This is a genomic window from Arthrobacter sp. Sr24 (genome assembly GCF_054511175.1).
The window spans coordinates 1-23,679 of the sequence record NZ_JBTNDB010000028.1 but is presented as its reverse complement, the minus strand read 5'-3'; the positions used below and the strand labels follow the sequence as shown (position 1 = coordinate 23,679).

The window sequence follows — 23,679 nt, the reverse complement described above, 5'->3', positions numbered from 1 at the left end:
TTTTCCTGTGGTTCGAGTGGAAAATAACAATTGGAGAGATGATTTCCTCCAAAAAATTTCACTGGAAGGGCACGTGCCCGCGAGCACCTACCAGCGCTGGGGCGTGGTGTGGAGCTGCAGCCCTGCTGAGCTCAAGACAACACGGGCATTGGCGTTAAGGAAAGTGGTTTGTCATTCAGGAGCGGGAACCAGGGCATCGACCACGCCCAACAACCGTTCCTTCGGTCGGGCTGGGGTGAGGATCTGGAAAATAACTGTGCCCAAGAGCGCGTCGGCCACAGCGACACAATCGCTTCGGTGCGGTAGCTCACCGGCGGACTTCCCCATGTCCAGCCGGGCCACAAGAGACTGATGTGTGGGTCGCGTTAGGTGTTCGTAGAGTAGCGCCGCATCGTTGCTGTCCGCGGATGCAGCTGAAGCCAATCCCCGGATGATCTGGATTGTCCGTGCCCCATCCGCGCTGGCGGTCGCGGATACCCCGGGTCCACTGGCAATCCACGCCTTCAAATCATCTCGTAGTGAGCCGGTGGTGGGAATGGTGACGCGGGGCAGCTGCACGAAGCCTTCGACGACGGCCTCGCTCACCACCGACGCCTTGGACTTCCACCATCGGTAGATTGTTTGTCTGCTGGTCCCCGCCATGGCTGCAATGGCTTCGAAAGTCATTGCGTCATAGCCTACATCCGTGATGAGATCTCGGACCGCTTCGAGGATGGCCCGCCTCGAGGATTCGCTTCTCGGGCGGCCCCTTTGTGCTTCTATCATTTTCCAAGCATAGGTTCTATGCTCTATTTACGAGACGGTGTGTCTCGAAATCTTCGAGGGAGCATCATGGTTGATCAGGTTGTTGTTGTCATTGGCGTTGGTGGAATGGGCCAAGTTATCGCCCGGCGTCAAGGGTCGGGCAAGAAATTGCTGCTTGCCGACTTCAATGCTGAGGGGCTTGAAAAGACAGCAGAGACTCTCCGCGGTGACGGATATGTGGTGGATACCCATGTGGTGGATGTGTCCTCGAAGGAGTCCGTCTACGCTATGGCTGCGGCCGCTGCAGCTGCCGGCACTGTGGTCCAGGTGGCTCATACCGCAGGCCTCTCGCCCACCCAGGCTTCTGCGGATGCAATCCTCAAGGTGGATCTACTGGGTGTTGCCTACGTGCTTGACGCCTTCGGTGAAGTCGTCGCTGAGGGAGGGGCCGGCGTCGTAATTGCCAGCATGGCAGGCAGCTTCGCTGCAGGCCGATTCCCTGCGGAATTGGAATCTGCGCTGGCGCTGACGCCCACTGATCAGTTGCTTAGCTTGCCCATCTGGAAGGAGCCCTCCTTTGCAGATGCGGGCACAGCGTACAGTGTCGCCAAACGTGCCAATCAGCTCCGAGTTCAGGCTGCCAGCCTGGTCTGGGGCGCCCGCGGTGCGCGGGTCAACAGCATCAGCCCCGGCGTCATCTCAACGCCCATGGGTCAGCAGGAGCTCGCCGGGGAAAGCGGCCAAGGCATGCGCGCCATGGTGGACGCCTCCGGGACGGGCCGCTACGGCACACCCGAGGATATAGCCCAAGCAACGTCGTTTCTGCTGAGCTCCAATGCATCCTTCATCACCGGCACCGACCTACTGGTCGACGGCGGAGTGGTCGCCGCAGTGAAGGCGGGCGCGCTCTCGCTCGGCTGACTGGATTGACGCACGAGCCGACTGTCGGCGCTAGTGATGGGCCTCGGTTTAGCCTTCATTAGGCTCGCGCCCAGCGTATTGTGGCGCCCCACCCTTGGATACCTGGGGTGGGGCGCCATTGCGATTCCGCTCACAGTTGTTTTGATTCATTCAAAACAACTGTTAGAGTTGAAGCATGGCAACGGATACGCAGCAAGAGGTTTTGGCAGGGAGACTCAGGTCGGCCCAGTTGAAAGTGACGGCACCCAGGATTGCGGTCCTTGAGGTTTTATCGGGCCGCGGCCATCTTGATGCGGACACAGTATTTTCCGCAGTCTCCCAGCAGCTACCGAAGACATCCTTGCAAGCTGTCTACGGTGTGCTGGCAGCGCTGGTAACGGCCGGTTTGGTTCGCAAGATTGAACCAGCGGGCTCGTCGGCACTCTATGAAGCACGCGTGGGAGATAACCACCACCACCTCGTCTGCCTGAACTGCAAACAAGTTCAGGACGTTGACTGCGTCATCGGCGAAAGCCCATGCCTGACGCCGTCGGACATGTTCGGCTTCGCAGTCCAAGTCGCAGAAATAACCTTCTGGGGTGTCTGCTCCACTTGTCAAACGGCCCCGGCCGCTACATAACTGGCACCCACCCCGGCTGGGCGCGTCTATCTAGCCCCATTCGGTCCATCCAAAGCCTGCTTGGCTATCCATTGCTTCATCATTTACCGCTTACTAAGCGTCGCACGAGGCTCGACTAGTCCTGCCCACATAATCAACCACGTGGCGCGATGTCGCGCGCCCTCTGACCCGAACCCTAGGAGTTTCACATGAACAACTTTTCAAGTCACCAGTCCCGCGTTAACTTCCTCTCTGACAGTGATTCCGCTGGTCAGGGTGTAGCTTCTGGACTTCAAAATGGCGGCGGATCCTACGTCAGCGTCAAAATGCCGAGCTCTCGACAAGCAGGTTCCTACGTAACAACCAGCGCTCCCCAGGGAGGCCGCCCGGGTAGCTACGTATCCACCCGGGCCAAGGCATCCGGACCCGTGGGTAGCTACACAGACAGCGCCCCGCGCGCATAGCGTTGGGCGGCCAATGCCCTCGCTACAGTGCGGCGATGACCCAGCTGGCCTCGTGTTGCTCTCCAGCGCCCAAAGCGATCAGATCGGTTCCGGAATTGAACGCATCCGGCGGACATGTCATTGGTTCCACAGCCAGCCCGATCCTGTTCGTTTCCGGGAAGGCAGTATCTGCCGTGTGTATCTGCACCCAGGGCAGGGTTCGCGGGTTCCAGCGCATGAGCACACCCGAACCGTCGCCAGCCACTAGACGTACCTCAGTTTCCGGCTCACTCTGGCTGACCCCATCCCCATCCGCATCCGCTCCACCGCGAGCGAGGCTGCCCTCCGTAGCCGGGGACAATGCAGTGTAGGCGTGATCAACCTTCGTGGCACCCAAGATGCGGGGGTGCTGGAAGTCAAAGTAGCCGCCGTCGTGCGTGGCAACATTTGCAAGCTCGGTGGGCAAGAGCCGATCCGGAGTGACTTGCAGGATCTGGGCGGCAGGCAGTTCCAACGTCCACGTATCCACGGTGCCAGGCCCGGCCACGAGATAGGGGTGCGGGGCAACGCCATAAGGGGCAGTGCCGGTCCCAAGGTTTGTTGCGATGATGCGCCAGTTAAGACCCGCGGCGGTGAGCTCAAAAAGCGCCGCAAGATCCAAGCGGTGCGGATAGCCGGCCTGCGGCTCTACCGTGGCGCCAAGTGTGACGCTGTCTGAGGTCTGCGCTCGCAGTTCCCACTCATTCCACAGGACCAGGCCATGGAGGGCCGTCATGCGATCGACCTCATTAATGGGCACCTGATGGTGCTCACCGTTATAGCTGTAGGCGCCGTCGGCCAGTCGGTTGGGCCACGGGGCAAGATTGGCGCCACGATACGCCGGGCGGATCTCCTCCGCGTCGAAAGGGATCACCAGGTTGCGGCCCGCATGGGTCAGCGAACGCAGCGTGGCGCCAACCGATGCCACAACGGCCCGATAGTCTCCGGATTCAAGAGTGAACTGCGTTCCAGAAAGCGGCCGGTGGGGATTGTTAGACATGTGGTCTCCTCTGCAAGAATGACATTGATTGTTTTACGGTTGTAGCAAGCGAACTATGTTGTACTAAGCGAACTAGTGAGACGTTGGTGGCTGGGCGCGCGTTTCGGGATAAAGCCGAGCCGCGAGCAGAGACGAACTGCCGGAGAAAAGGTAAACAATGACGCAGAACGATTCCGCTAGGCAGCGCCCGCCGGTCATGGAGGACGTGGCCGCGAAGGCCGGTGTCTCGCACCAGACAGTCTCCCGTGTGATCAATAATCATCCCAATGTCAGCGCAAAAACCCGGACCGTGGTGGAAGCAGCCATCGCCGAGCTCGGTTACCGCCGCAACACCGCCGCCCGCCAATTGGTCACCCGACGCTCTGAAACTTTTGGCGTCGTGGCTCACAATATGGAACACTTCGGGCCCTCTCATATTCTGCTGGGCATCCAAGAGGCAGCACATTTGGCCGGATACGCCGTCAACACCGTGGGCCTGCCCGAAGTCAGTGAAAAGGCCATCAATGAGACAGTTGAGTACCTTCTGGCTCAGCAAGTGGACGCCCTTGTTGTCATTGCACCACAAGAAGAAATTGTCCGGGGCATCGAACGGCTTCACCCCGGCGTCCCCATGGTGGCCATTGGAGATATTGGTGCAGCTGGCGTACAAAGCGTGGGCGTCGATCAGCAACGGGGCGGCTATCTGGCAACTGCGCACCTCATCGAGCAGGGTCACCGGAACATTGCCCACATCATGGGCCCCATCAACTGGCTTGACGCCCAAGCTCGACGACGAGGATGGGAAGCAGCGCTGGCCAATGCCGGTCTGGAGCCGGGCACACTTTTTGTGGGGGATTGGAGTGCCGAATCCGGTTACTTGGCTGGGCAGCAGCTGATCGATGCCGGCGAGTGCACTGCTGTTTTTGCCGCCAATGATCAGATGTCCCTTGGGGTGATGCGTGCCGCTTACGAGCGCAATCTCCGCCTGCCCCGTGACTTGTCCCTGGTTGGGTTCGACGACAGCCCTGAGTCTGGCTTCTATTTCCCCCCGCTGACAACTATTCGCCAAGACTTTGCTGAGCTGGGACGCCGCTGTGTTGCGATGATCTTGGAAGGGATATCGGGTAACGATCCGCTGTTTTCCGTACGAATTCAGCCGCACCTGACGTTGCGAGCCAGCACCGGACCAAGGCCCGTAGCGCTTACCCGCAGCTGAGCCTGTCGCTGCGTGGGCCGCCGAGCCCCTCCCATAATCTGTCGCCGAGCTGGAGGTTCTCCTGTTTCGGCCAGGAGGTCTGGTTCTGCGGCGGGGACCCCAGGAGTGCAAATCTGCTGAGTGCAGGTCCCTCCAGTGGTTGTTGGCGCCGCAACGGTTCATAGCTCTATTGTTAGCGTTCACAGCAGAGCGCGTCAAGGCATGAAGCCGGGCCGTAACGTTTGAAATGCGGCGACGATCAGTGGACTCTTATTGAGGAATGGCTGGCGAGATTACTGGAATTTAGGCAATTTTCGCCACCTGCTCGATGGTCGAGTGGCGAGGAAACTAGGTCAACCCCATGGATGGCCTCCTTGACGAGGAGCCGTAGTTGTGGAATTGTTAGCGCTCACAAGTATTGCGTAGCGACCGTCACAGATGACGGCTCCAACGCATCGTCTGAGAGGAAATTATGGGGACGCAGGAATCCTACGTAATCGGCATCGACTATGGCACGCTTTCGGGCCGTGCAGTGGTGGTGCGTGTGAGCGACGGGGCCGAGCTGGCATCCGCAGTAGTCGAGTATCCGCACGCCGTTGTGGAGCGCTCACTTCCAGGATCTACGGAACTTCTGCCGCCGGACTGGGCTCTCCAAGTTCCCGAGGACTACCGCCAGGTTCTCAAACAGGCCGTACCCGCCGCCGTTGCACAAGCAGGTATTGACCCGGCACGCGTTGTGGGTATCGGCACAGACTTCACAGCCTGCACCATGGTGCCCACTACTACTGACGGCACACCCCTGTGCGAACTACCGGAGTGGGCCAATGAGCCACATGCATTCATCAAATTGTGGCGCCATCACGCCGCGCAGCCCCAAGCCGAACGCATCAACGAATTGGCGCGTGAGCGCAACGAGAGCTGGCTGCCGCGCTACGGTGGGCTGATCTCCTCGGAATGGGAATTTGCCAAGGGACTGCAGCTTCTAGAAGAAGCGCCGGCTGTTTATGCCGCCATGGACCACTGGGTGGAAGCTGCAGACTGGATCGTTTGGCAGCTGACCGGTAGCTACGTGCGCAACGCGTGCACCGCCGGGTACAAGGGCATCCGCCAAGATGGCAATTATCCCTCTCCCGAGTTCCTCGCAGCTCTGAACCCCGGCTTTGCTGGCTTCGTTGCGGACAAGTTGGATCATCCAATTGGCAACCTTGGCGATGTGGCCGGGTACCTCAGTGCCGAAGCCGCGGGCTGGACTGGTCTGCCAGAAGGCATCCCTGTGGCCGTTGGAAATGTGGATGCGCACGTCACCGCCCCCGCAGCGAAGGCTGTAGAGCCGGGTCAGATGGTGGCCATTATGGGCACCTCTACCTGCCACGTCATGAGCTCCGGAGAACTCCGGGAAGTTCCGGGGATGTGCGGTGTAGTTGATGGCGGCATCATTCCTGGCCTCTATGGCTACGAGGCTGGCCAAAGCGGTGTTGGCGATATTTTCGGCTGGTTCATCAAGAATTCAGTGCCGGAGAGCTATGTTGCCCAAGCCGCCAAGCGGGGCATGGGCATTCACGAATACCTCACGTCATTGGCTGAACGCCAGAGCATTGGTCAGCACGGCCTGATTGCCTTGGATTGGCACAGTGGCAACCGTTCGGTTCTGGTAGATCACGAACTCTCCGGCGTCGTCGTCGGGCAAACATTGGCCACACTCCCCGAAGATGGCTACCGCGCACTACTAGAAGCCACAGCCTTTGGTGCGCGGGTCATCGTGGAAACGTTCAACGCCGCTGGTGTCCCCGTCACTGAGTTCATCGTTGCCGGTGGTCTGATGAAGAACCAGCTGCTGATGCAGATCTACGCTGACGTTCTGAACCTGCCGTTGTCCACGATCGGATCCAGTCAGGGACCGGCCCTCGGGTCCGCTATCCATGCTGCCGTGGCCGCCGGCCTGTACCCGGACATCAGGGTTGCATCGGCCGCGATGGGCAGCATCAACCGTGCGGTGGTTACCCCGATTCCGGAAAACGTGGCCGCCTATGATGCCTTGTTCGCCGAATACCGACTGCTCCACGACTACTTCGGCCGGGGTGCCAATGACGTGATGCACCGGCTCAAGGCAATTGCCCGCGACGCGCACAAAGTTACTGCGGAGGTCTCGGCATGACGATGACACCAGATAACGCCAATGCTGCTAGCCCTCGCCCATCCGTGCCTGCTGTAACTCCGGAGCTCCTGGCCAGCATCGCTGCTGTTCGGGAGGAAGTGTGCGCTCTGCATGCTGAGCTGGTCCGTTACGAACTCGTCGTCTGGACGGCAGGCAATGTCTCGGCCAGAGTGCCAGGTGAAGACCTCATGGTCATCAAGCCTTCGGGGGTTGAATACGATTCGCTGACGCCTGAATCCATGGTGGTCACGGACCTTTTTGGTACCCCAGTGGATGGAGGATGGGGCAATCCTGAACTGACGCCGTCGTCCGATACAGCTGCGCACGCCTACGTCTACCGGCATAAGCCGGAGGTGGGTGGCGTGGTGCACACGCACTCGAGCTATGCCACCGCATGGGCTGTGCGGGGGGAATCGATCCCGTGCGTGCTGACCATGATGGGTGACGAATTTGGTGGTGAGATCCCGATCGGCCCGTTCGCGCTGATTGGTGATGATTCCATTGGTCGCGGGATCGTCGAGACGCTCAGTGGTTCGCGCTCGCCGGCCGTGCTCATGAAAAACCACGGTCCATTCACCATTGGGGCCACCGCTAAATCAGCCGTCAAGGCTGCCGTGATGTGTGAAGAGGTAGCCCGTACGGTGCATCTCGCGCGTGAACTAGGCCCGCTGATCCCCATTGATAGCGCACACATTGAGAAGTTGAACCAGCGTTACCAGAACGTCTACGGACAGTAAGACCACCTCCAACGCGTGCCCGAAGGAATGAAAATGTCTTTGAAGTTGAACAACAAGAACTCCGTGCAGTTGAATAATTCGCTGTCCGGATACGAGGTCTGGTTCCTGACTGGAAGTCAGAACCTCTATGGCGAGGAGACTTTGCGCCAGGTGGCCGAACAGTCCGCCGAAGTGGTCAAGACCCTGCAGGAATCCACCGAGATCCCCGTGCGGGTGGTGTTCAAGGATGTACTTAAGGATTCGGAGGCGATCCGCCGTGCGGCCATTGACGCCAACGCTGATGACAAGGTCATTGGGCTGATCGCCTGGATGCATACCTTCTCGCCAGCCAAAATGTGGATTCGTGGACTCACTGAGTTGAACAAGCCGCTGCTGCACCTGCACACCCAAGCCAACGAGGCTCTGCCATGGGCCGAGATTGATTTTGACTTCATGAACTTGAATCAAGCAGCTCATGGCGATCGGGAATTTGGTTACATGCAGTCCCGCATGGGCATCAGCCGCAAGACTGTGGTGGGGCACGTTTCCAACCCGCTGGTCCGTGAAAAGATTGGCACATGGACGCGCGCCGCTGCAGCCGTGGCCCAGGTCCGCTGCCTGAAGCTGGCCCGTTTTGGCGATAACATGCGCAATGTTGCCGTGACGGAGGGCGACAAGACAGAGGCTGAGATTCGCTTTGGTGTCTCGGTCAACAGCTGGTCCGTCAACGAGCTGGTGGAGGCTGTGGATGCTTCCTCTGAAGACGCCGTTGACGAACTTGTCGCGGAGTATCTGCGTCTATACAACGTTGCTCCGGAGTTGCATCCCGGTGCAGAACGTCATGATTCGTTGCGCTACGGTGCCAAGATTGAGCTGGGTCTGCGGAGCTTCCTCGAGGAGGGTGGGTTCGGAGCGTTCACCACCAACTTCGAGGATCTTGGTGGTCTACGCCAGCTGCCTGGTCTGGCCGTGCAGCGCCTGATGGCTGACGGCTACGGCTTCGGCGCCGAGGGTGACTGGAAGACCGCCGTGCTGATCCGTGCCGCGAAGGTCATGGGCGAAGGCCTGCCCGGTGGTGCCTCACTTATGGAGGATTACACCTACCATTTGGTCCCGGGCGAAGAAAAGATCCTTGGTGCGCACATGCTCGAGGTGTGCCCGTCGCTGACCGTCACCAAACCGTCGCTGGAGGTTCATCCTTTGGGTATTGGCGGCCGCGAGGATCCCGTGCGTCTAGTGTTCGACGCCGATCCCGGAACCGGTGTGGTGGTGGCACTTTCAGACATGCGCGAGCGCTTCCGGCTCACAGCCAACAAGGTTGAAGTAGTTCCGCTGGATGAGCCTTTGCCCAACCTGCCTGTTGCACGTGCGGTGTGGAAGCCGTTGCCGAACTTCGCCACTTCCGCTGCAGCCTGGCTCGAAGCCGGCGCCGCCCATCACACGGTCATGAGCACCGCCGTTGGTATTGAGGCTTTCCAAGACTTCGCCGACATGTTCGAAGCCGAGCTTTTGGTCATTGACGAAGACACCACCCAGCGCGGCTTCGCTCGCGAGATTCGTTGGAACCAGGCCTACTACCGTCTGGCGCAGGGCTTCTAACCAGCTCTTTCCCCACGAGATGTTGTTACGCAGCAGCGCCCGTCCGCTCCGGATGGGCGCTGCTGCGTTGTGAGGCTAGCTCCCTTCGGATGGCCCGACAGTGCCAGAATCTCCTGCTTAACCGCGGCTCTGAGCCCGGACAGCGTCCGCCCATCAAGATCCAACAGAAAGTGGCTGTCGGTGGCCGCGCGAATGCGGTAGGTGCCGCTGTCCGAGCCAATCAGTTCCTCCATCATGGCGCCCACCATACTCCCGGGCACCAACCTTGCAGGCGGCAAAATGTCACTCCCGGTGGGTAACCTTAAGGCATGGATCTTTCCCTCATTCCCTACGTCGACTACATGCATCTGCGCAACCTCGTCGGCCAAGCCGCGATGCACCGCGGACTGGAGTATGAGAGCGCCGATCGGGTCGGCAGGATTACGTGGGACGAAAATAAAATGTCGCTTCAGGGCCGGGTGTTAGGCAGCCGGAGCAGCGAATACGAGACACTTGTCTATTTCCGCGAAGACAAGTCCGGAATCACCATTGAAAGCACCGACTGCGACTGTCCCGTGGGATGGGACTGCAAGCATGTGGCAGCGCTGGTTCTGCACACCAACCGCCTGTTGGAAGACGCGGCCGATGGGGCGCCGGCGGTCGGCCACACGCCAAGTAAGGCTGCGCCTAAAGCCAAGAAAGCGGCGCCACCCAAACTGGCTGTCTGGGAGCAGCAGCTTCAGATCCTCCTCAACCCTCCCGTGCAGGCACCGCCGGTCCGCTGGGGCCAGCCCACTGCAGTCCCGGCAGTCCGCACGCCCCTGGCGTTGCAGTTTGAACTCGTGGAGGACGTTGAAAAGGACCCATGGGGTGCGCCGCGGGACACCAACAAATTGCCCGCTGACATCCGCCTCGGCGTACGACCGGTCATGCTGGGCACTTCGGGCAAATGGACAGTTGGCAATCTAGCCTGGAACACTCTTTACCGCCTGCAATACGATGACAGCATCAACACCGCCCACCGCGAATGGATCCGGGTCTTCCACTCGCTCTACCAGGCCGCCCACTCGGCGCCCGCCAACGGTAAATGGATCTACCTTGACGGGTTCAACTCCCCGCTGCTGTGGAACCTTTTGGACCAAGCGGCCGGCATAGGCCTGGAATTTGTGACATCCCGTAAGAACTCCAGCATCACACGGGAAGACGCCGCCTCGGTCGGCACAAGCATCCAAGCCATGCCCGACGGCGGCATCCGCCTGGTTCCGCTGGCCAAGGCAAACGACGGCGTTGCACTGGAACCGGTGCGGCTCGGCCTCTTGGGGAAGCCTGCGCATGGATTGTATTGGTGGGATGCAGACAAGGGCAAGGACAAGGACCAAGATAAGGGCGGCCCCCTGAATAAGCGGGCCGTGCACTTCGCTCGGCTCGAGGGCGCCGTGGGGGAGCAGCTGGAAACCCTTGTCGCATCCAGGGTTCCGGTGGACATTCCTGCGCCCGACCGGGAACGCTTTGTGGAGAACTACTACCCGAAGCTGCGCAGCACCATGGATGTGCGCCCGGGGCAGGGTCTATCCGGCCTGCCCGAGATCCACGATCCTGAACTCGTCCTGACCGTGACGCACGTGGCAGCGGAGACACCGGCCAAGTCCGGCCGTAGCAACAGAGCCGGTGCCCAAAAAACGCAAGCCGGGGCACCGCCGTCGTTGGAACTGCATTGGCACTGGGAGTACGTCATGGGGGAGGAGACCGTCCGGCGCCCTATGACGGGCGAGGAGACAGGCAGCCGCAATCCAGTCTTTGAAGGCAATTTGCTGGACTCTCTCACACAGGCCCTCGTCGACTTCCCGGAAGCCACTAGGGACCCATTCCCGCACGCACCCAGCATGCACCCGGGAAGCAACGAATCGGTCCACCTGAAGAACGTGGCAGCGGCCCGCTTCAGCAACCTCGCGCTGCCAATATTGGCTGGCATGGAGCACGTGCGCGTGGACACCTCAGGCTCGGCCCCCGAGTACACCGAGCTAACCGGCACACCCCAGATCGGCATCAGCACCAAGGGCACCAACGACGGCGACTGGTTTGACTTGGGTGTCACGGTCGCCCTGGACGGGACAGAGATCCCGTTCGGTGAGCTGTTCCTGGCCCTGGCCACCGACGAAGAGCACCTCATGCTGCCCAACGGCCACTACTTTGCCCTGGACCAGCCCGAGTTCGCGCAGCTGCGCAGGCTCATCGAAGAGACGAAAAGCCTCCAAAAGCCCGGCGAATCGCTGACCATCAGCCGGTACCAAGCCGGGTTGTGGGAAGAGCTGAAGGAACTGTCCACAAGCGTCGAAGAAGCTGCAGCCTGGGAAAAGTCAGTCAGCGGGCTCCTTGAATTGCAGGAAGTTGCCGCAGTCCCTGTGCCGGACACGCTCCACGCCGAACTTCGCCCGTACCAGCAGGAAGGCTTCAACTGGCTGGCCTTCCTCTACAGCAACGGACTCGGCGGCGTGCTGGCCGATGACATGGGCCTGGGCAAGACCTTGCAAACCCTGGCACTGATCACTCATGCCAAATCCACGGCAGGCGCCAAGAAACCCTCGGGCACCTCACCGGGCGGCAACAGCAGGCCATTTCTCGTGGTGGCACCCACTTCGGTCGTATCCAACTGGGCGGCCGAGGCGCGCCGCTTCGCACCCACTCTGAACACCACCGCCGTCGCCGACACCCTGCGCAAGAGCGGCAGCGACGCTGCCTCCTTGGTGAGCGGGGCCGACGTCGTGATTACCTCCTACGCCCTCTTCCGGCTGGACAATGCGGCCTACGCGAGTCAGGAATGGGCCGGGCTGATCCTTGACGAAGCGCAGTTTGTGAAGAACCACCTCACCAAGGCCAGCCAGCTGGCGCGCGCATTTCCGGTGAAATTCAAGCTGGCCATCACCGGCACGCCGATGGAAAACAACCTGATGGAACTGTGGTCGCTGTTCGCCGTCACCTCACCGGGGCTGTTCCCGTCACCAACCAACTTTGCCGACTACTACCGCAAACCAGTGGAGAAGGACGGGAACGCGGAGCGGCTCAAACAGTTGCGCCGACGTATCCGGCCGCTGATCATGCGCCGCACCAAGGACGCGGTGGCGAAGGAGCTACCGCCCAAACAGGAGCAGGTCCTGGAACTGGAACTGGCGCCGCGGCACCGCACCATCTACCAGCGGCACCTGCAGCACGAGCGCCAAAAGGTCATGGGCCTGCTGGGCGACATGGACAAGAACCGCTTCGCCATTTTTAGATCGCTCACCACGCTGCGGATGCTCAGCCTGGACGCATCCCTGGTCGATGTGAAATACGCCAGCACCCCGTCCAGCAAGCTCGATGTGCTCTTTGAACAGCTCGAGGATGTGGTGGCCGAGGGGCACCGGGCGCTGATTTTCAGCCAATTCACCTCGTTCCTGGGAAAGGCCCGCGAGCGTCTGGACACGGCCGGGATCGAGTACGCCTACCTGGACGGCAAAACCACCAAACGCGGTGCAGTCATCGACAAGTTCAAATCGGGGACAGCTCCGGTGTTCCTGATCAGCCTGAAGTCCGGTGGGTTCGGGCTGAACCTGACCGAGGCTGACTACGTCTTCCTGCTGGATCCATGGTGGAATCCGGCCACCGAGAATCAGGCGGTGGACCGGACCCACCGGATCGGTCAGTCCAAGAACGTCATGGTGTACCGTCTCGTCGCCAAGGACACCATCGAGGAGAAGGTCATGGCCCTGAAGGAGAAAAAAGCGAAGCTTTTCACCTCCGTCATGGACGACGACGCCATGTTCTCCGCCGCGATCACCGCCGACGACGTGAGGGGCCTGTTCGACGTCTGAACCGGCTGCGGCGACATCGGCAAGGATGCCACACATGCCTGCGTCGACGTCCTGCCGGAGTAACCTCCAAGCAACAACGCTCTCGCAGCAATGGTTGGTAAACGGGCCACGCTATCGCACTTGAGTGCGATAGCGTGATCGAAAAACCAGCCAATGCTGCGCGAGCGTTGGCTAGCGGTTGCTGTCCATGACGGGTCCGCGCTCAGCCACGGTGGCCCCCACAGCTTTATGAGCCGCCTCGGTTATGGGTGCAGCAGCGCGCTTGTCCCGGTACCGAATAAGCCGGACCGCGTTAAGAATGACCACCAGCACGCTAATCTCATGAACCAGCATTCCCGTTGCCATGAATACCTTCTGCAACAGCACGCCGGTCAGCAGCAGCACAACGGTGCCTAGGGCGATCCAGGTGTTTTGCAACATGTTCCGCACCGTGGCTTTGGACAGCGAGTAGGCGTGTACCAACTGGTCAAAGCGGTTGCCCATCAAGATCACATCCGCCGTTTGAATCGACACATCGGTGCCAGCACCCATGGCCAAGCCAACATCGGCTGTAGCAATGGCCGGGGCGTCGTTGATGCCATCGCCCACCATGGCCACACGGTGCCCGGCATCCTTGAGTTCCTGAACAATCCGTACCTTGTCGGCCGGCAGTAGCTCTGCACGGACCTCATCGATTCCAAGCTCTGCAGCAACGAGCGCTGCCGTGTGGCGGTTATCGCCAGTGAGCATGTAAAACGTTCGGATTCCACGGTGGCGCATAGCAGCGATGGCGTCGCGTGCTTCAGGGCGGATCTGGTCAGCGATGGAAATAATGCCAGCCAGTTCGCCGTCGAGCACGGCAAATACTGCTGTGTTTCCGCTCCGCTCCCGCAAGACTGCGTGGGACTGTGCGGAGGAGGGCAGTTCCACGCCCATCTCGGCCAAGACCCTGCGCGATCCCACGGCCACGGTGATGCCGTCCACCTGGCCACGGATACCGCCACCCTTGATGACTTCCACCTCGGCGGGTGCAACGCTCACCTCGTGGCCTTGCAGCCTGGCCTCTTCGAGAATGGTCCGGCCCAGCGGGTGTTCGGAAGCCAGCTCAAGGCGGGCAGACAGCGCAAGCACCTGACCGGCGTCGTACATTCCTAGTGGGAAGACTTCGGTGACTTCGGGGCGTCCCACCGTGAGGGTGCCGGTCTTGTCGAAGACCAGGGTATCGATTTTGGAGAAGCGCTCCAGGGCGTCGCCGCCCTTGACCAGGACGCCGTGGCGGGCGCCGTTGCCTAGGCCCGCCACCATGGAGACCGGGGTGGAGATCACCAGTGCGCCGGGGCAGGCGATGACCAAAAATGTTAGCGCGAACTCAATGTTGCGGCTAAAGATCAGAACCAGCACCGCCAAGACCACGATGGCTGGGGTGTAGATTTGCGCGAACCGGTCCAGGAATCGTTGGGCCTTGGTCTTGGAATCCTGGGCTTCCTCGACGAGTTCAATGATCTGGGCGAAGGTGGTGTCGTCACCCACCTGTTCGGCGATCATGCTGAAGAATCCGTTGTCCACAATGGTGCCGGAATAGACCTTGTCTCCCACATTCTTGGGGACAGGGACCGGCTCACCTGTAATGGTGGCTTCGTTGACCTGAGCGCGACCGGAGATAAGCGTGCCATCCACCGGGATTTTGCCGCCGGACTGGACCACAACGGTTTCACCTTCGAGGACGTCGTCCACGCTGATGGTGACCGTCACGCCGTCGCGAATGACCTGCGCCTCTTGCGGGGCCATGTCCACGAGGTCCCGCAGCGAACGCCGTGTCTTCTCCAACGTGCGGGCCTCCAACCAGGCACCGAAGATGAACAGGAAGGACACCACTGCGGCCTCGACGAACTCACCAATCACCAGTGCGCCGATCACGGCAATGGACACCAAGAGATCAATGCTAAAGGCCTTCACCCGTAGTGCTTGGAAGGCGCGGATGGCGGTGGGGACGCCGGCGGTAATAGCCGAGACGAACAGCAAACCGTCACGCCATTCGGGGAATTTTGCGAGATGGAATGCCAGTGCAGCGATCAACATGATGCCGGTCGCGGCGGCGATCCGGGCTTTCATTGTTCCAGTCATGATGCTCCTTGAACTCAGTCAACGGGGCCAAAATTCACCGTTGACTTCAAGGATTGCCCGGAAGGGAGAAAATCGCCTTGACCAGGGTCAATTCTGCGGATCGATTTTCCTGACGAGAGGCCCGATTTTCCTGACGAGAGGCCCGCGGCCGGTGCTAGAACAGGTGCTAGAGCCGGTGCAGCGCCGGCATATCTACCAGCTCCACCCGGCGGCGCGGATGCAGCCTGATCCAACCAGCAGCCTCGAACTGAGCCAGCTTCCGGCTGAGAGTTTCAGGGCTCAACCCCAGGAAAGAGGCGATGTCCTTCTTAGCGATGGGCAATGTCAATGTGGCTGATTGGCTTTTGTCGGAGAGCTCCAGCAGATAGTCGGCGATCCGGTGCTCAGCGTCCTCGCCTGTCAGGACACTGAGCTGGCGTTCGGTTCCTTCTAGACGGAGGCTGAGGGTCTCCAGCATTTTGTACGTCACGCTGGGGAATCGGAGCAGGTACTCTCGCAAATCGTCGTGGTGCAGCGCGCAGATCTCGGCGGTTTCCAAGGTGGTGGCGAAATGGTCTGTGGGGGCTCCGCTGATGAAGCTCATATCGCCCAGGAAGTCTCCTTCACCGAGCACCCGGATGAGTTGTTCATGCCCGGACTCCGTGATCCGAAAGACCTTCACATGACCACTGTGAATGATCATCAAGTACGGGTTATTTTCACCCGCGCCATACAGTTGCTCGTTGCGGTCATGGCGGCGCAGGCGTACCCGCCCAGCAATGTCCTTGAGTTCCTCGGGATTCAGCTGGTCGAAAATGGGGACACGCCCCACCAGAACCTCCAGTGGGGCGTGTCCGTGGACCGCAGCATGAGATGTCATGTCCATAGTCAAGCAGTTATGCCGCGACCTTGTGCTTCAAGACGGGGTAGCCGAGGTCAGTAATGGCCTTTGCAATGGCGTCGGCGGTGACCAAAGCGTCATCGAAGGTCACCTTGACCTTGCCGGAGTTGAACATGACCTTGGTTTCTTCAACGCCATCCATCTTGCCCACCACGCCTTCAATCTTGGTGATGCACGACGGGCAGGTGAACGGTTCGGTCTCAAATTTAGCGGTACGCATGATGTGCTGGCCTCTTCCTTGTTCCTCGATGGTGATACCAGTACATCGTGGACGGGGCATCCTCGCCTTGACGTGGATCAAGAATGCAAAAGAGCTTTTCCAAGAACGACGGCGGTCATCTCGGCTTTCGCTGTTACCCGGCTGGGGGTGCCGACAATTACACTTCCCGGATCTGGTCGCTGGCTGTCGTAGGGAAGCGACTGGTCCATTTAATAGTCCAAGTTGACCCCAGCTCGGGGTGAATTCAAAACCGCAGTCCTAGGGCTTCATCCGGACTCGGGAAGTCCAGGATTCGCCATCCCAGTACCGGTAAGGGGCCACTCCTTCTGGGTCAGGATAAAAACCGGCTTCTAGAGTTTCCGCCTTGGTCGGTGTGGGTTCGCTCTGAGGCTGAGAAGGTTGGGGTACGTGGTCGGCTTCCGAGTCATCAATGAGGTTGATGATTCCGGTTTGCATGACAGGAACGTTTTGCAAGGCCAGTTTTGCGGCTGCTTTCTCCTCCCGCAATCTTGCGGCGGCGGCCGCCTTTTCTTCCCGCAGCTTTAAAGTCTCCGCAGCCTTTTCATCACGCGCTCTGATGACTTCCGCAGCCTTTTCTTCGCGGAGCCGCAAAGTTTCTGCCTTCTTCGCTTCACGGGCCTGTTCGGCTTCTACAGCTTTGTTCTCAGCAGCTCTCAATTTTTCCTGCTCAGAGTCGCGCTGCGCAGCGTGCACGGCTTCCAGCGCGTGCAGAATACCTGGAACTTGGGAATTCTCAGCAAGAATCTTCTCCAAATCAGCAATTGCACGGGAGTATGCTTTTTCTTCCAAGCTGATGCTGGAGCGCAATGCGAGTGCTTGGAACCGCAGATTGTCCGAGTATTTCTTGCTGGCTGTGAGCGGTTTGAGGCATTCTTTCGCGGCTGTAAGTTGTCCAAGTTGCAGGTGAGCTCGTGAACGAATGATGGCAAGAAGGGCGCCAATCTCTGAACCAACCTCGATGTTGTCGGTCAGTTGGACTACCTCTCGCCAGTCCTGCTTTTCCGAGTACAGCTCAGCCAAACTCAACAAGGCTGGATAGGAGGCCGTCAGCTGCTCCACGCAGTTGATGGCCTCATCCAACCGGTTCTGGCTCTGCAAAGCTTCGGCTATTGCCAAGCTCACTGAGTCGGAGGATATGGGGAAAACAACAGATACACCACCAGCGATCTCGAGCTCGAAACGATAGTCCGGGAGGTACTTGTTAAGGAAGTTATTTAGCTCGAGGGGAACGGGACCGGTCAGGGCAAACTGTAGGGAGCGAATGCAGTCATCGATAGGTCCCGCCACCATAAACTGCATCCCTAGCAATGCGTGTGCTGCTTGCGCATAGACGGGTTGAAGCATGACTACAGGGTCCAGCTGAACTTCCTTTCGAGAAACGAAGTAGGCGTATAGTGCCTTCTCCTCTTTCGGGGCGAATACACCCGGTTTCACAATTTGAGATGTAGACCGTGCTGGCTGCGGAGCTTGGCGTACAGGCGCCCGTCGAGGCTGCGGCCGAGTCCGGGAAGAAGATGAAGTTCCTGCAATTTTTGTGCGGCCTGCATACGCTGAAACACCATTGGCTGAGACCCGTACTCGGACACCGGGCATCACCTTGAATGACGTGCTCTTCTTGAATCCCATTATTTCCCCTTCGACAGTGACAGGCTGAGCCTGAACTCGCTTGCTTCTGACTCTTCCTTGAATTCCAGTGTGGTGACTCCCACCAACCGTTTTACCGCTTCTCTAACTTCTGCTGGAGTGGCGTAGAAGAATTCGCGCCGCAAATTGACCCTATTGACGCGACGGTCCTCGAACTCTCGGTGAAGTTCCGCTTCTAAAGCTGAAGCGTCTTCACTGAAGAACAAGACGTGAATGTCGTAGAGGAAGGGGACACCAGCTCCGCTGAGCTCCCGGATCCGTTCCGTAGGTTCCAATCGACGAGTCATCCCGATCTTAACAATGCGATCACCGAAGGCGCCCAAGTTGGAGATGACATAGACGTAGCCGGTGCGCACATTGGCCTGGCGATTTTCAATGTCATGGAGCTTCGCTTCAGCATCTTCGACGAATTTTTGCATGTTTGCAATAGCAGTCGGTTCACCGCTTTCTATGGCGATGGCTAGTGCTGCCTGATACTTGTTGCGTTCGTGCTCGATCTTTTCACGAGCCTTTTGAAGTTCCTTCTCAACCTTTTCCTGTTCGCGAGTTTCCTCTCGCAATGCACGTTGATTTTCTCGTTCGTTGGCGACCTTGACGTGGTAATCCGAGGTCAGCTTGAGTTCGTCCAAACGGAGCTGGTGGTAATCGTCAGTGATTTGGATAGCCATGCTCTTGCCGAGTTTTTCAATCGAATTCTTGGCCCGTTCCAACCGGGCCGTGTTGGCGTCTAAAGAGTGCGCTCGAACTGTTCGAACACAGTTGTCTGCCTCAGCGTTGTAGGCCCTGAGCATCAGCTTGCACTGTTCCTTGACCATTTGGGACCCCTTAGCCAGGTTCCCGTTGACGGCCCAGTTGGTGGCACCTGTTACGGCGCGGTCTTTCACCAATGTCTTCAACGACATCCGAAGTTCTGCCAGCCGGTCCTTATACTGCAGAGCGTCTTCCAGCGGATGCGAGAAGTCGTAGATGCCAAGGTCTTGTAGGAGGTTGATCTCGCGCGTCTCAACGATCCGGGATTCCAAGTCGGCGAGAACGGCCTCCCGCTCACGGATGCGGTGGTCTAAATCTTGTAGTTGAGAGAATTTGACCGGATCGGTGTGGGCTTCCACTACGGGGGAAGGCTGAGGATTCTCGGCCACTTCGCTTTCGGCAACGTCAGCGCCGTAGTGAGTGAGAAGGTCAGGAACTCCGCCGTCCCAGCCTTGGGACACAGAACGGACTTTCCAATCTCCATTGCGTCGGTAAATCTCGGCAAGAACTACCACTCGCTCAACGCGGAGGCCTTCACCCTGGATGGTGCATACGGTGCCGAAATCGTTGGTAATAGACAGTTCGAGTGATGTTAGCGCGCTCAGCTGGGAGCGATCCGAGTCCAACGCTGCGGCTAGGGCGATTGTATGCACCGAATCAGGCAAACGGCCGAGTGTCAGTTCAGCCGTGTGGGCATGGCCGGCGCCGGTATCATTGGGCCCCAAGTACTTTGCACTGCCGCCCGAGAAGTCAGGTTGATTGTAGAAGACGATGTCTGTGTTGCCCGTGACCCGACCGTTGGAATCAAGCAGCAACATGAACAAGTCGAGCTCATCAGTGGCGGACTGGGCTGTCCATCGAAGCTCAATCTTGAGCGCCGCGTTGAGCGGCGCTGAAATGACTGTATTTGCCCCTTTGGGCAACACTGATTGGGACATTTCATGACCATATCGTGAGGCTGAGACAAACCAAGAAAATGCCGCTGAGTGTGACCCATTGTGCGGTTAATGTGGTGTCATAACGATTCCACGCGGACGAAGGCTGGCACGGGTGACACGGGCAGTACAGGCCGCAGCTGCTCTGGCGGCTATCCTCATATTCGCTGGATACTCCCTTGTCCCCGCCGACGATCCAACAACAGTGTTTGGGGATTCAGCCATGTCAACAAATAATCAAGGATGCACAGGCAACGGCGACTACACGGTAGCTACCTCAGCTGTGGGCCCGGTGCAAGGCTTGCACGTGTCTAAACTTGGAGCCGCTTACACTCCGAGGATTGGCCTAGTCGGGACCAAAGTAAGTACGGATGTACCGACGGTAAGCCTGATGGTCTGGACCGAGGAACCCAAGCCCTCAACGGATGAAAGGTTCAAGGATCTGACGCTTGGGGATGAACTTTCGTTCCACGGTTACACCGTGAAGATCATCTCGATCTGTGCCGGCCATGCCCACTTTGACCTTGTGTCGCAGACCGAATAAAACAAGAACGACGGCGGCAGGTGAGTTGGCTGCCCAACCCACCCGCCGCCGTCGACCATTAAACAGGTACAGCCTAAAAACTAGAGCAGCTCCGCCCGAAGCTCAGCCGCCGACTTGGGGGAGAGAAGCCCGGGGGCAACGTCGAACACGGTCATGGCGCCGAACTGGCCAGCTGCGTTCATGCGGTGCACGGCGCGGGCGTAGGCCACCAGCACGCTGGAGGTGAATTCCGGGTTGCTTTCCAACGCGAGCGAGTACTCAATAACCTGAGCATGGCCGTCCGTGGTGTTGCCGCTGCGAATGACAAAACCACCGTGTGGCATGGCTGAGTGATCGCGGGCCAACTCCTCGGCGGTAATGAAGCTCACCGTTGTGTCGTACTGGTCAAAGTAGTGCGGCATACCCACAATTTCGGCGCGAACAGCATCCTGCGAGGCGCCGTCTTCCAGCACTACGAAGCACTCGCGGGTGTGCTTTTGACGTGTAGTCAGCTCGGGACGCGAACCGCTACGGACCTCTTCGATGGCTGCTTCAGACGGCAAGGTGTACTGCACGCCGCCAGCAACCCCATCCACGCGACGGATGGCGTCCGAATGTCCTTGGCTCAGCCCGCGGCCCCAGAACGTGTAGGTGTCCCCATCAGGCAGCAGCGCTTCGCCATAAACCCGGTTGATCGAGAACATACCCGGATCCCAACCGGCGGAAATCAGCGCGGTCTTCTTGTTAGCCAGCGCCGGAGCGTCAACACTGGCAAAGTACTCGGGGATGCGTGCGTGGGTGTCAAAACTGTCCACTGTATTAAACAGTGCAGCCAGCTCGGGGCCCTGTTCGGGAAGATCGGACTTGGATCCGCCGCAGAGTATGAGAACGTCAACCTGATCTGAATGGCTGGCCAGATCAGCCATTGAAAACACCTTCGCTCCGGCATTGAGCGGGGTCAGCTCCGCCGGATTACGGCGGGTGTAAATACCCACCAGTTCCATATCCGCGTTCTTGGCAATAGCTGCCTCGACTCCGCGACCCAAGTTTCCGTAGCCTGCAACTCCAATGCGAATGGGCGCGCTCATGTGTTCTCTTTTCCGATGCTCGATCTTTAGCAGCCCACAACCCGGCTGCTGTCTCCAACCCACTACGGTACCGTCTGACGCCCCTACTCTGAATAAGAGGCCAGTTCTAGGGCCGGACGAGCGCCTGTTCCAGAAACTCTAAGCTCATGTTCCATGAGTCTTGGGCGGGTCCTTCTCCGTAAACGGTGGGGCTGGGCGCGGAGGGGAAGCGCCGCCGTCGTACTTCTCTAGTGAACGTCCGACGGTGGCACTCGCCACCGAGGCAACCTCACCTGCCGGTAAACTGGGCTTGGGTGTTTTCCGTGCCCCATCTCCTGCAAGAAAATCTTCCGCAACATAAGGACCCCACCCATGAGCTTGATCCGCCTCAATGATGTTTCCGTGCGCTTCGACAAAGTCCAGGTGCTGCGCGAGGCATTCTTTAAACTCGAGGCGGGGGACCGGGTGGGTCTGATCGGGCGCAACGGTTCCGGAAAGTCCACGCTGCTCAAACTCGTCATGGACCAGGTTGAGCCGGATACCGGCACTGTGAGCGTGGAACTTGGCACCAAAATTGGTTACTTCTCGCAGTTCTCAGAGCTGAATGGTGCCCAAACCATACTCGAGGTGCTTGAAGAAGTTTTTGCCCATGTGAAGGAGATTGAGGCTGAACTCGCGCAGATTGACGCGGCGCTCGGTGCGGATCCTGCTGAGGCCGAGATGGACACACTCATCCACCGCCAGTCCGAACTTTTCGGCGACATGGATCGCCTGGACGGCTGGGATTACCAGCGTTCCATTGACAAGGTTCTGACCACGCTCGGCTTCAACGAGGCTCACCGCGTTTGCGCCATCGATGAGCTCTCCGGGGGTTGGCGAAACCGTGCCGCGCTGGCCAAGATTTTGCTCGAAGCGCCCGATGTCCTGCTGCTCGATGAGCCCACTAACTACCTTGACGTGGCGGGAGTGGAGTGGCTGGAAAGCTGGTTCAAGAACTTCAAGGGTGCGGCCCTGATCGTCTCGCATGATCGGAAGTTCCTGGACGCTGTGGTTACGCGCATCGTAGAGGTTGAAAACTTCCACCTGCACGAATACCCCGGCAACTTTGGCGAATATGTGGTGGCCAAGCAGTTCCGCCTCAAGTCTCTGGAAAGTCAGTTCATGCACGAATCCGAGCTGCTGGCCTTTGAAGCCGAGGGAATCTCCGATCGCCGCGCGGCCTCCAAAGCCGCATCAAAGGGGCTCGATTCTAAGCTTTCCAAGATCAAAAAGTCGCGCGCACCGCGTCCTGTGGACAAGATCATCACCGAGATTTACAGCGGATTGCACGTCAAAGATGTGCTGTGCCGGGTGGAATCGCTGACCAAGTTCTACGGCGATCGGACGCTGTTTGAGGACCTCAGCTTTGAAATTCGCCGCGGCAACCGGATCGTGGTTCTGGGCTCCAACGGCTCGGGAAAGTCCACACTGCTGCGCGCCCTCACTGGCGAAGAGCCTGCTGATTCCGGCTACGTCACCTGGGCCAAGGGCGGCGGGCTCATCTCATACAACCAGATTCTGGATGAGCTGGACCCGGAGGACACCGTCACCCACGCCGTCAACGCCATGCCCGACAGCCTGGCCCTGACCGCCACGAAGAAGTCAGTCAACCGCTTCCTGGCAATGTTCCAGTTCTCCGAAGCTGACCTCAAACAACGCATCGGCAACCTCTCAGGTGGCCAGCGAGCCCGCGTCGCCATGGCCCAGTGCCTGCTCTCCGGCGCCTCAGTTCTGGTGCTCGACGAGCCCACAAACCACCTCGACATGTCCAGCACACAGGTCATGGAACGCGCCCTACTGCACTTCCCGGGCGCCGTTTTGGTCGTCAGCCACGACCGCTTCTTCACCGACAAGATCGCCAACCGCCGCCTCGTCTTCAACCCCGAGGTCCCCGGCGAAGTAGTGGTCCGCGGAGAGCACTAAAGAGGGGCGGGCTGCCCCGTCTTCTCCAGTTAACTCTTGAGCCGCTGTTGTCCTGTGATGGACGACGGCGGTTCTTGCGTTCGGGTGGGTCGGCGCCGGTTCCGGTTCGGCGCGTGTCAGCGCTGCTCACAGTTCTACTCGTAGCTCTCCTCGTCAGCCCTACTTGTCAGCCGCACTCGGGACGGGCAAGTGTCGGTGTCCAGGAAACATTCTTCGAAGTTACTTTCGGGTATGTATTGCGGTTGCGTGTCGGTGGGTTTAGTGTTGTTGTATGAGTATTCGGGAGGTGTTCCCCGGGGACCGGGGTGGTGACGCTACACAGGATGTGGCGGCGCTGCTGGCTGGGATTACTCTTCCT

Annotated in this window: 18 protein-coding genes; 10 read left to right on the top strand and 8 right to left on the bottom strand. The window is 59.2% G+C overall.

The window, feature by feature from the left end; all coding sequences use genetic code 11:
* Positions 1 to 171 precede the first annotated feature (171 nt).
* Positions 172 to 765: a TetR/AcrR family transcriptional regulator gene (locus ACX80D_RS15145; protein ID WP_459323702.1), complete on the bottom strand. Its 594-nt coding sequence runs from the start codon at positions 763 to 765 to the stop codon at positions 172 to 174.
* Between the two features lie 66 nt (positions 766 to 831).
* Here ACX80D_RS15145 and ACX80D_RS15140 point away from each other — a divergent pair, with 66 nt between their 5' ends.
* The 3 genes from ACX80D_RS15140 to ACX80D_RS15130 all read left to right on the top strand — a co-directional run bounded on the left by ACX80D_RS15140 (position 832) and on the right by ACX80D_RS15130 (position 2,727).
* Positions 832 to 1,665, top strand: a complete 834-nt coding sequence (locus tag ACX80D_RS15140; RefSeq protein ID WP_459323701.1) for an SDR family oxidoreductase — start codon at positions 832 to 834, stop codon at positions 1,663 to 1,665.
* A gap of 175 nt (positions 1,666 to 1,840) precedes the next feature.
* Entirely contained in the window at positions 1,841 to 2,284 is a 444-nt protein-coding gene (locus ACX80D_RS15135) for a Fur family transcriptional regulator (protein ID WP_459323700.1), read from the top strand.
* Positions 2,285 to 2,472: 188 nt separating this feature from the next.
* Complete coding sequence (locus tag ACX80D_RS15130) at positions 2,473 to 2,727, top strand: hypothetical protein (RefSeq protein WP_459323699.1); 255 nt, start codon at positions 2,473 to 2,475, stop codon at positions 2,725 to 2,727.
* 22 nt (positions 2,728 to 2,749) lie between these two features.
* Here the strand turns inward: ACX80D_RS15130 and ACX80D_RS15125 are convergent, their stop codons facing one another.
* Positions 2,750 to 3,745 carry an aldose 1-epimerase family protein gene (locus ACX80D_RS15125; protein ID WP_459323698.1) on the bottom strand — a complete coding sequence of 332 codons (996 nt, stop codon included), beginning with the start codon at positions 3,743 to 3,745 and terminating at the stop codon, positions 2,750 to 2,752.
* 157 nt (positions 3,746 to 3,902) lie between these two features.
* Between ACX80D_RS15125 and ACX80D_RS15120 the strand changes: the two genes are divergently transcribed.
* The 5 genes from ACX80D_RS15120 (at position 3,903) to ACX80D_RS15100 (ending at position 13,216) form a co-directional block, all read left to right on the top strand.
* The gene (locus ACX80D_RS15120) at positions 3,903 to 4,940 is read left to right on the top strand and encodes a LacI family DNA-binding transcriptional regulator (protein ID WP_459323697.1); all 1,038 of its coding nucleotides are present in this window, start codon (positions 3,903 to 3,905) and stop codon (positions 4,938 to 4,940) included.
* A gap of 451 nt (positions 4,941 to 5,391) precedes the next feature.
* Positions 5,392 to 7,074 carry a ribulokinase gene (gene araB / locus ACX80D_RS15115; protein WP_459323696.1) on the top strand — a complete coding sequence of 561 codons (1,683 nt, stop codon included), beginning with the start codon at positions 5,392 to 5,394 and terminating at the stop codon, positions 7,072 to 7,074.
* 2 nt (positions 7,075 to 7,076) lie between these two features.
* A complete protein-coding gene (locus tag ACX80D_RS15110; protein WP_459323722.1) occupies positions 7,077 to 7,811 on the top strand; it encodes an L-ribulose-5-phosphate 4-epimerase in 735 nt (244 codons plus the stop codon).
* A 33-nt stretch (positions 7,812 to 7,844) separates the two neighbouring features.
* The gene (araA, locus tag ACX80D_RS15105) at positions 7,845 to 9,389 is read left to right on the top strand and encodes an L-arabinose isomerase (protein ID WP_459323695.1); all 1,545 of its coding nucleotides are present in this window, start codon (positions 7,845 to 7,847) and stop codon (positions 9,387 to 9,389) included.
* A gap of 308 nt (positions 9,390 to 9,697) precedes the next feature.
* Entirely contained in the window at positions 9,698 to 13,216 is a 3,519-nt protein-coding gene (locus tag ACX80D_RS15100) for a DEAD/DEAH box helicase (protein ID WP_459323694.1), read from the top strand.
* A gap of 171 nt (positions 13,217 to 13,387) precedes the next feature.
* Here ACX80D_RS15100 and ACX80D_RS15095 read toward each other — a convergent pair whose 3' ends face one another.
* The 5 genes from ACX80D_RS15095 to ACX80D_RS15075 all read right to left on the bottom strand — a co-directional run bounded on the left by ACX80D_RS15095 (position 13,388) and on the right by ACX80D_RS15075 (position 19,772).
* Positions 13,388 to 15,319 carry a heavy metal translocating P-type ATPase gene (locus tag ACX80D_RS15095; protein WP_459323693.1) on the bottom strand — a complete coding sequence of 644 codons (1,932 nt, stop codon included), beginning with the start codon at positions 15,317 to 15,319 and terminating at the stop codon, positions 13,388 to 13,390.
* A gap of 166 nt (positions 15,320 to 15,485) precedes the next feature.
* Positions 15,486 to 16,178 (bottom strand): Crp/Fnr family transcriptional regulator, encoded by a 693-nt coding sequence (locus ACX80D_RS15090; protein WP_459323692.1) that lies wholly within the window; start codon positions 16,176 to 16,178, stop codon positions 15,486 to 15,488.
* A gap of 16 nt (positions 16,179 to 16,194) precedes the next feature.
* Positions 16,195 to 16,419, bottom strand: a complete 225-nt coding sequence (locus ACX80D_RS15085) for a heavy-metal-associated domain-containing protein (RefSeq protein WP_459323691.1) — start codon at positions 16,417 to 16,419, stop codon at positions 16,195 to 16,197.
* Between the two features lie 258 nt (positions 16,420 to 16,677).
* Positions 16,678 to 17,784 (bottom strand): DUF2510 domain-containing protein, encoded by a 1,107-nt coding sequence (locus tag ACX80D_RS15080; RefSeq protein ID WP_459323690.1) that lies wholly within the window; start codon positions 17,782 to 17,784, stop codon positions 16,678 to 16,680.
* A gap of 281 nt (positions 17,785 to 18,065) precedes the next feature.
* Positions 18,066 to 19,772, bottom strand: a complete 1,707-nt coding sequence (locus tag ACX80D_RS15075) for a DUF4041 domain-containing protein (RefSeq protein WP_459323689.1) — start codon at positions 19,770 to 19,772, stop codon at positions 18,066 to 18,068.
* 112 nt (positions 19,773 to 19,884) lie between these two features.
* Here ACX80D_RS15075 and ACX80D_RS15070 point away from each other — a divergent pair, with 112 nt between their 5' ends.
* Complete coding sequence (locus tag ACX80D_RS15070) at positions 19,885 to 20,313, top strand: hypothetical protein (protein WP_459323688.1); 429 nt, start codon at positions 19,885 to 19,887, stop codon at positions 20,311 to 20,313.
* Between the two features lie 80 nt (positions 20,314 to 20,393).
* On the opposite strand, the gene ACX80D_RS15065 is transcribed toward ACX80D_RS15070, so the two are convergent.
* Positions 20,394 to 21,380: a diaminopimelate dehydrogenase gene (locus ACX80D_RS15065; protein ID WP_459323687.1), complete on the bottom strand. Its 987-nt coding sequence runs from the start codon at positions 21,378 to 21,380 to the stop codon at positions 20,394 to 20,396.
* Between the two features lie 351 nt (positions 21,381 to 21,731).
* Between ACX80D_RS15065 and ACX80D_RS15060 the strand changes: the two genes are divergently transcribed.
* The gene (locus ACX80D_RS15060; RefSeq protein ID WP_459323686.1) at positions 21,732 to 23,321 is read left to right on the top strand and encodes an ABC-F family ATP-binding cassette domain-containing protein; all 1,590 of its coding nucleotides are present in this window, start codon (positions 21,732 to 21,734) and stop codon (positions 23,319 to 23,321) included.
* Positions 23,322 to 23,679 lie beyond the last annotated feature (358 nt).

Excerpts from the sequence above, each read along its gene's own strand:
- ACX80D_RS15090 (WP_459323692.1), bottom strand. The coding sequence starts at position 16,178 with ATGACATCTCATGCTGCGGTCCACGGACACGCCCCACTGGAGGTTCTG.
- araA (WP_459323695.1), top strand. The coding sequence starts at position 7,845 with ATGTCTTTGAAGTTGAACAACAAGAACTCCGTGCAGTTGAATAATTCG.
- ACX80D_RS15075 (WP_459323689.1), bottom strand. The coding sequence starts at position 19,772 with ATGTCCCAATCAGTGTTGCCCAAAGGGGCAAATACAGTCATTTCAGCG.
- ACX80D_RS15135 (WP_459323700.1), top strand. The coding sequence starts at position 1,841 with ATGGCAACGGATACGCAGCAAGAGGTTTTGGCAGGGAGACTCAGGTCG.
- ACX80D_RS15110 (WP_459323722.1), top strand. The coding sequence starts at position 7,077 with ATGACACCAGATAACGCCAATGCTGCTAGCCCTCGCCCATCCGTGCCT.
- ACX80D_RS15130 (WP_459323699.1), top strand. The coding sequence starts at position 2,473 with ATGAACAACTTTTCAAGTCACCAGTCCCGCGTTAACTTCCTCTCTGAC.
- araB (WP_459323696.1), top strand. The coding sequence starts at position 5,392 with ATGGGGACGCAGGAATCCTACGTAATCGGCATCGACTATGGCACGCTT.
- ACX80D_RS15100 (WP_459323694.1), top strand. The coding sequence starts at position 9,698 with ATGGATCTTTCCCTCATTCCCTACGTCGACTACATGCATCTGCGCAAC.
- ACX80D_RS15080 (WP_459323690.1), bottom strand. The coding sequence starts at position 17,784 with ATGCTTCAACCCGTCTATGCGCAAGCAGCACACGCATTGCTAGGGATG.
- ACX80D_RS15120 (WP_459323697.1), top strand. The coding sequence starts at position 3,903 with ATGACGCAGAACGATTCCGCTAGGCAGCGCCCGCCGGTCATGGAGGAC.
- ACX80D_RS15095 (WP_459323693.1), bottom strand. The coding sequence starts at position 15,319 with ATGACTGGAACAATGAAAGCCCGGATCGCCGCCGCGACCGGCATCATG.
- ACX80D_RS15125 (WP_459323698.1), bottom strand. The coding sequence starts at position 3,745 with ATGTCTAACAATCCCCACCGGCCGCTTTCTGGAACGCAGTTCACTCTT.
- ACX80D_RS15085 (WP_459323691.1), bottom strand. The coding sequence starts at position 16,419 with ATGCGTACCGCTAAATTTGAGACCGAACCGTTCACCTGCCCGTCGTGC.
- ACX80D_RS15065 (WP_459323687.1), bottom strand. The coding sequence starts at position 21,380 with ATGAGCGCGCCCATTCGCATTGGAGTTGCAGGCTACGGAAACTTGGGT.
- ACX80D_RS15145 (WP_459323702.1), bottom strand. The coding sequence starts at position 765 with ATGATAGAAGCACAAAGGGGCCGCCCGAGAAGCGAATCCTCGAGGCGG.
- ACX80D_RS15140 (WP_459323701.1), top strand. The coding sequence starts at position 832 with ATGGTTGATCAGGTTGTTGTTGTCATTGGCGTTGGTGGAATGGGCCAA.
- ACX80D_RS15060 (WP_459323686.1), top strand. The coding sequence starts at position 21,732 with ATGAGCTTGATCCGCCTCAATGATGTTTCCGTGCGCTTCGACAAAGTC.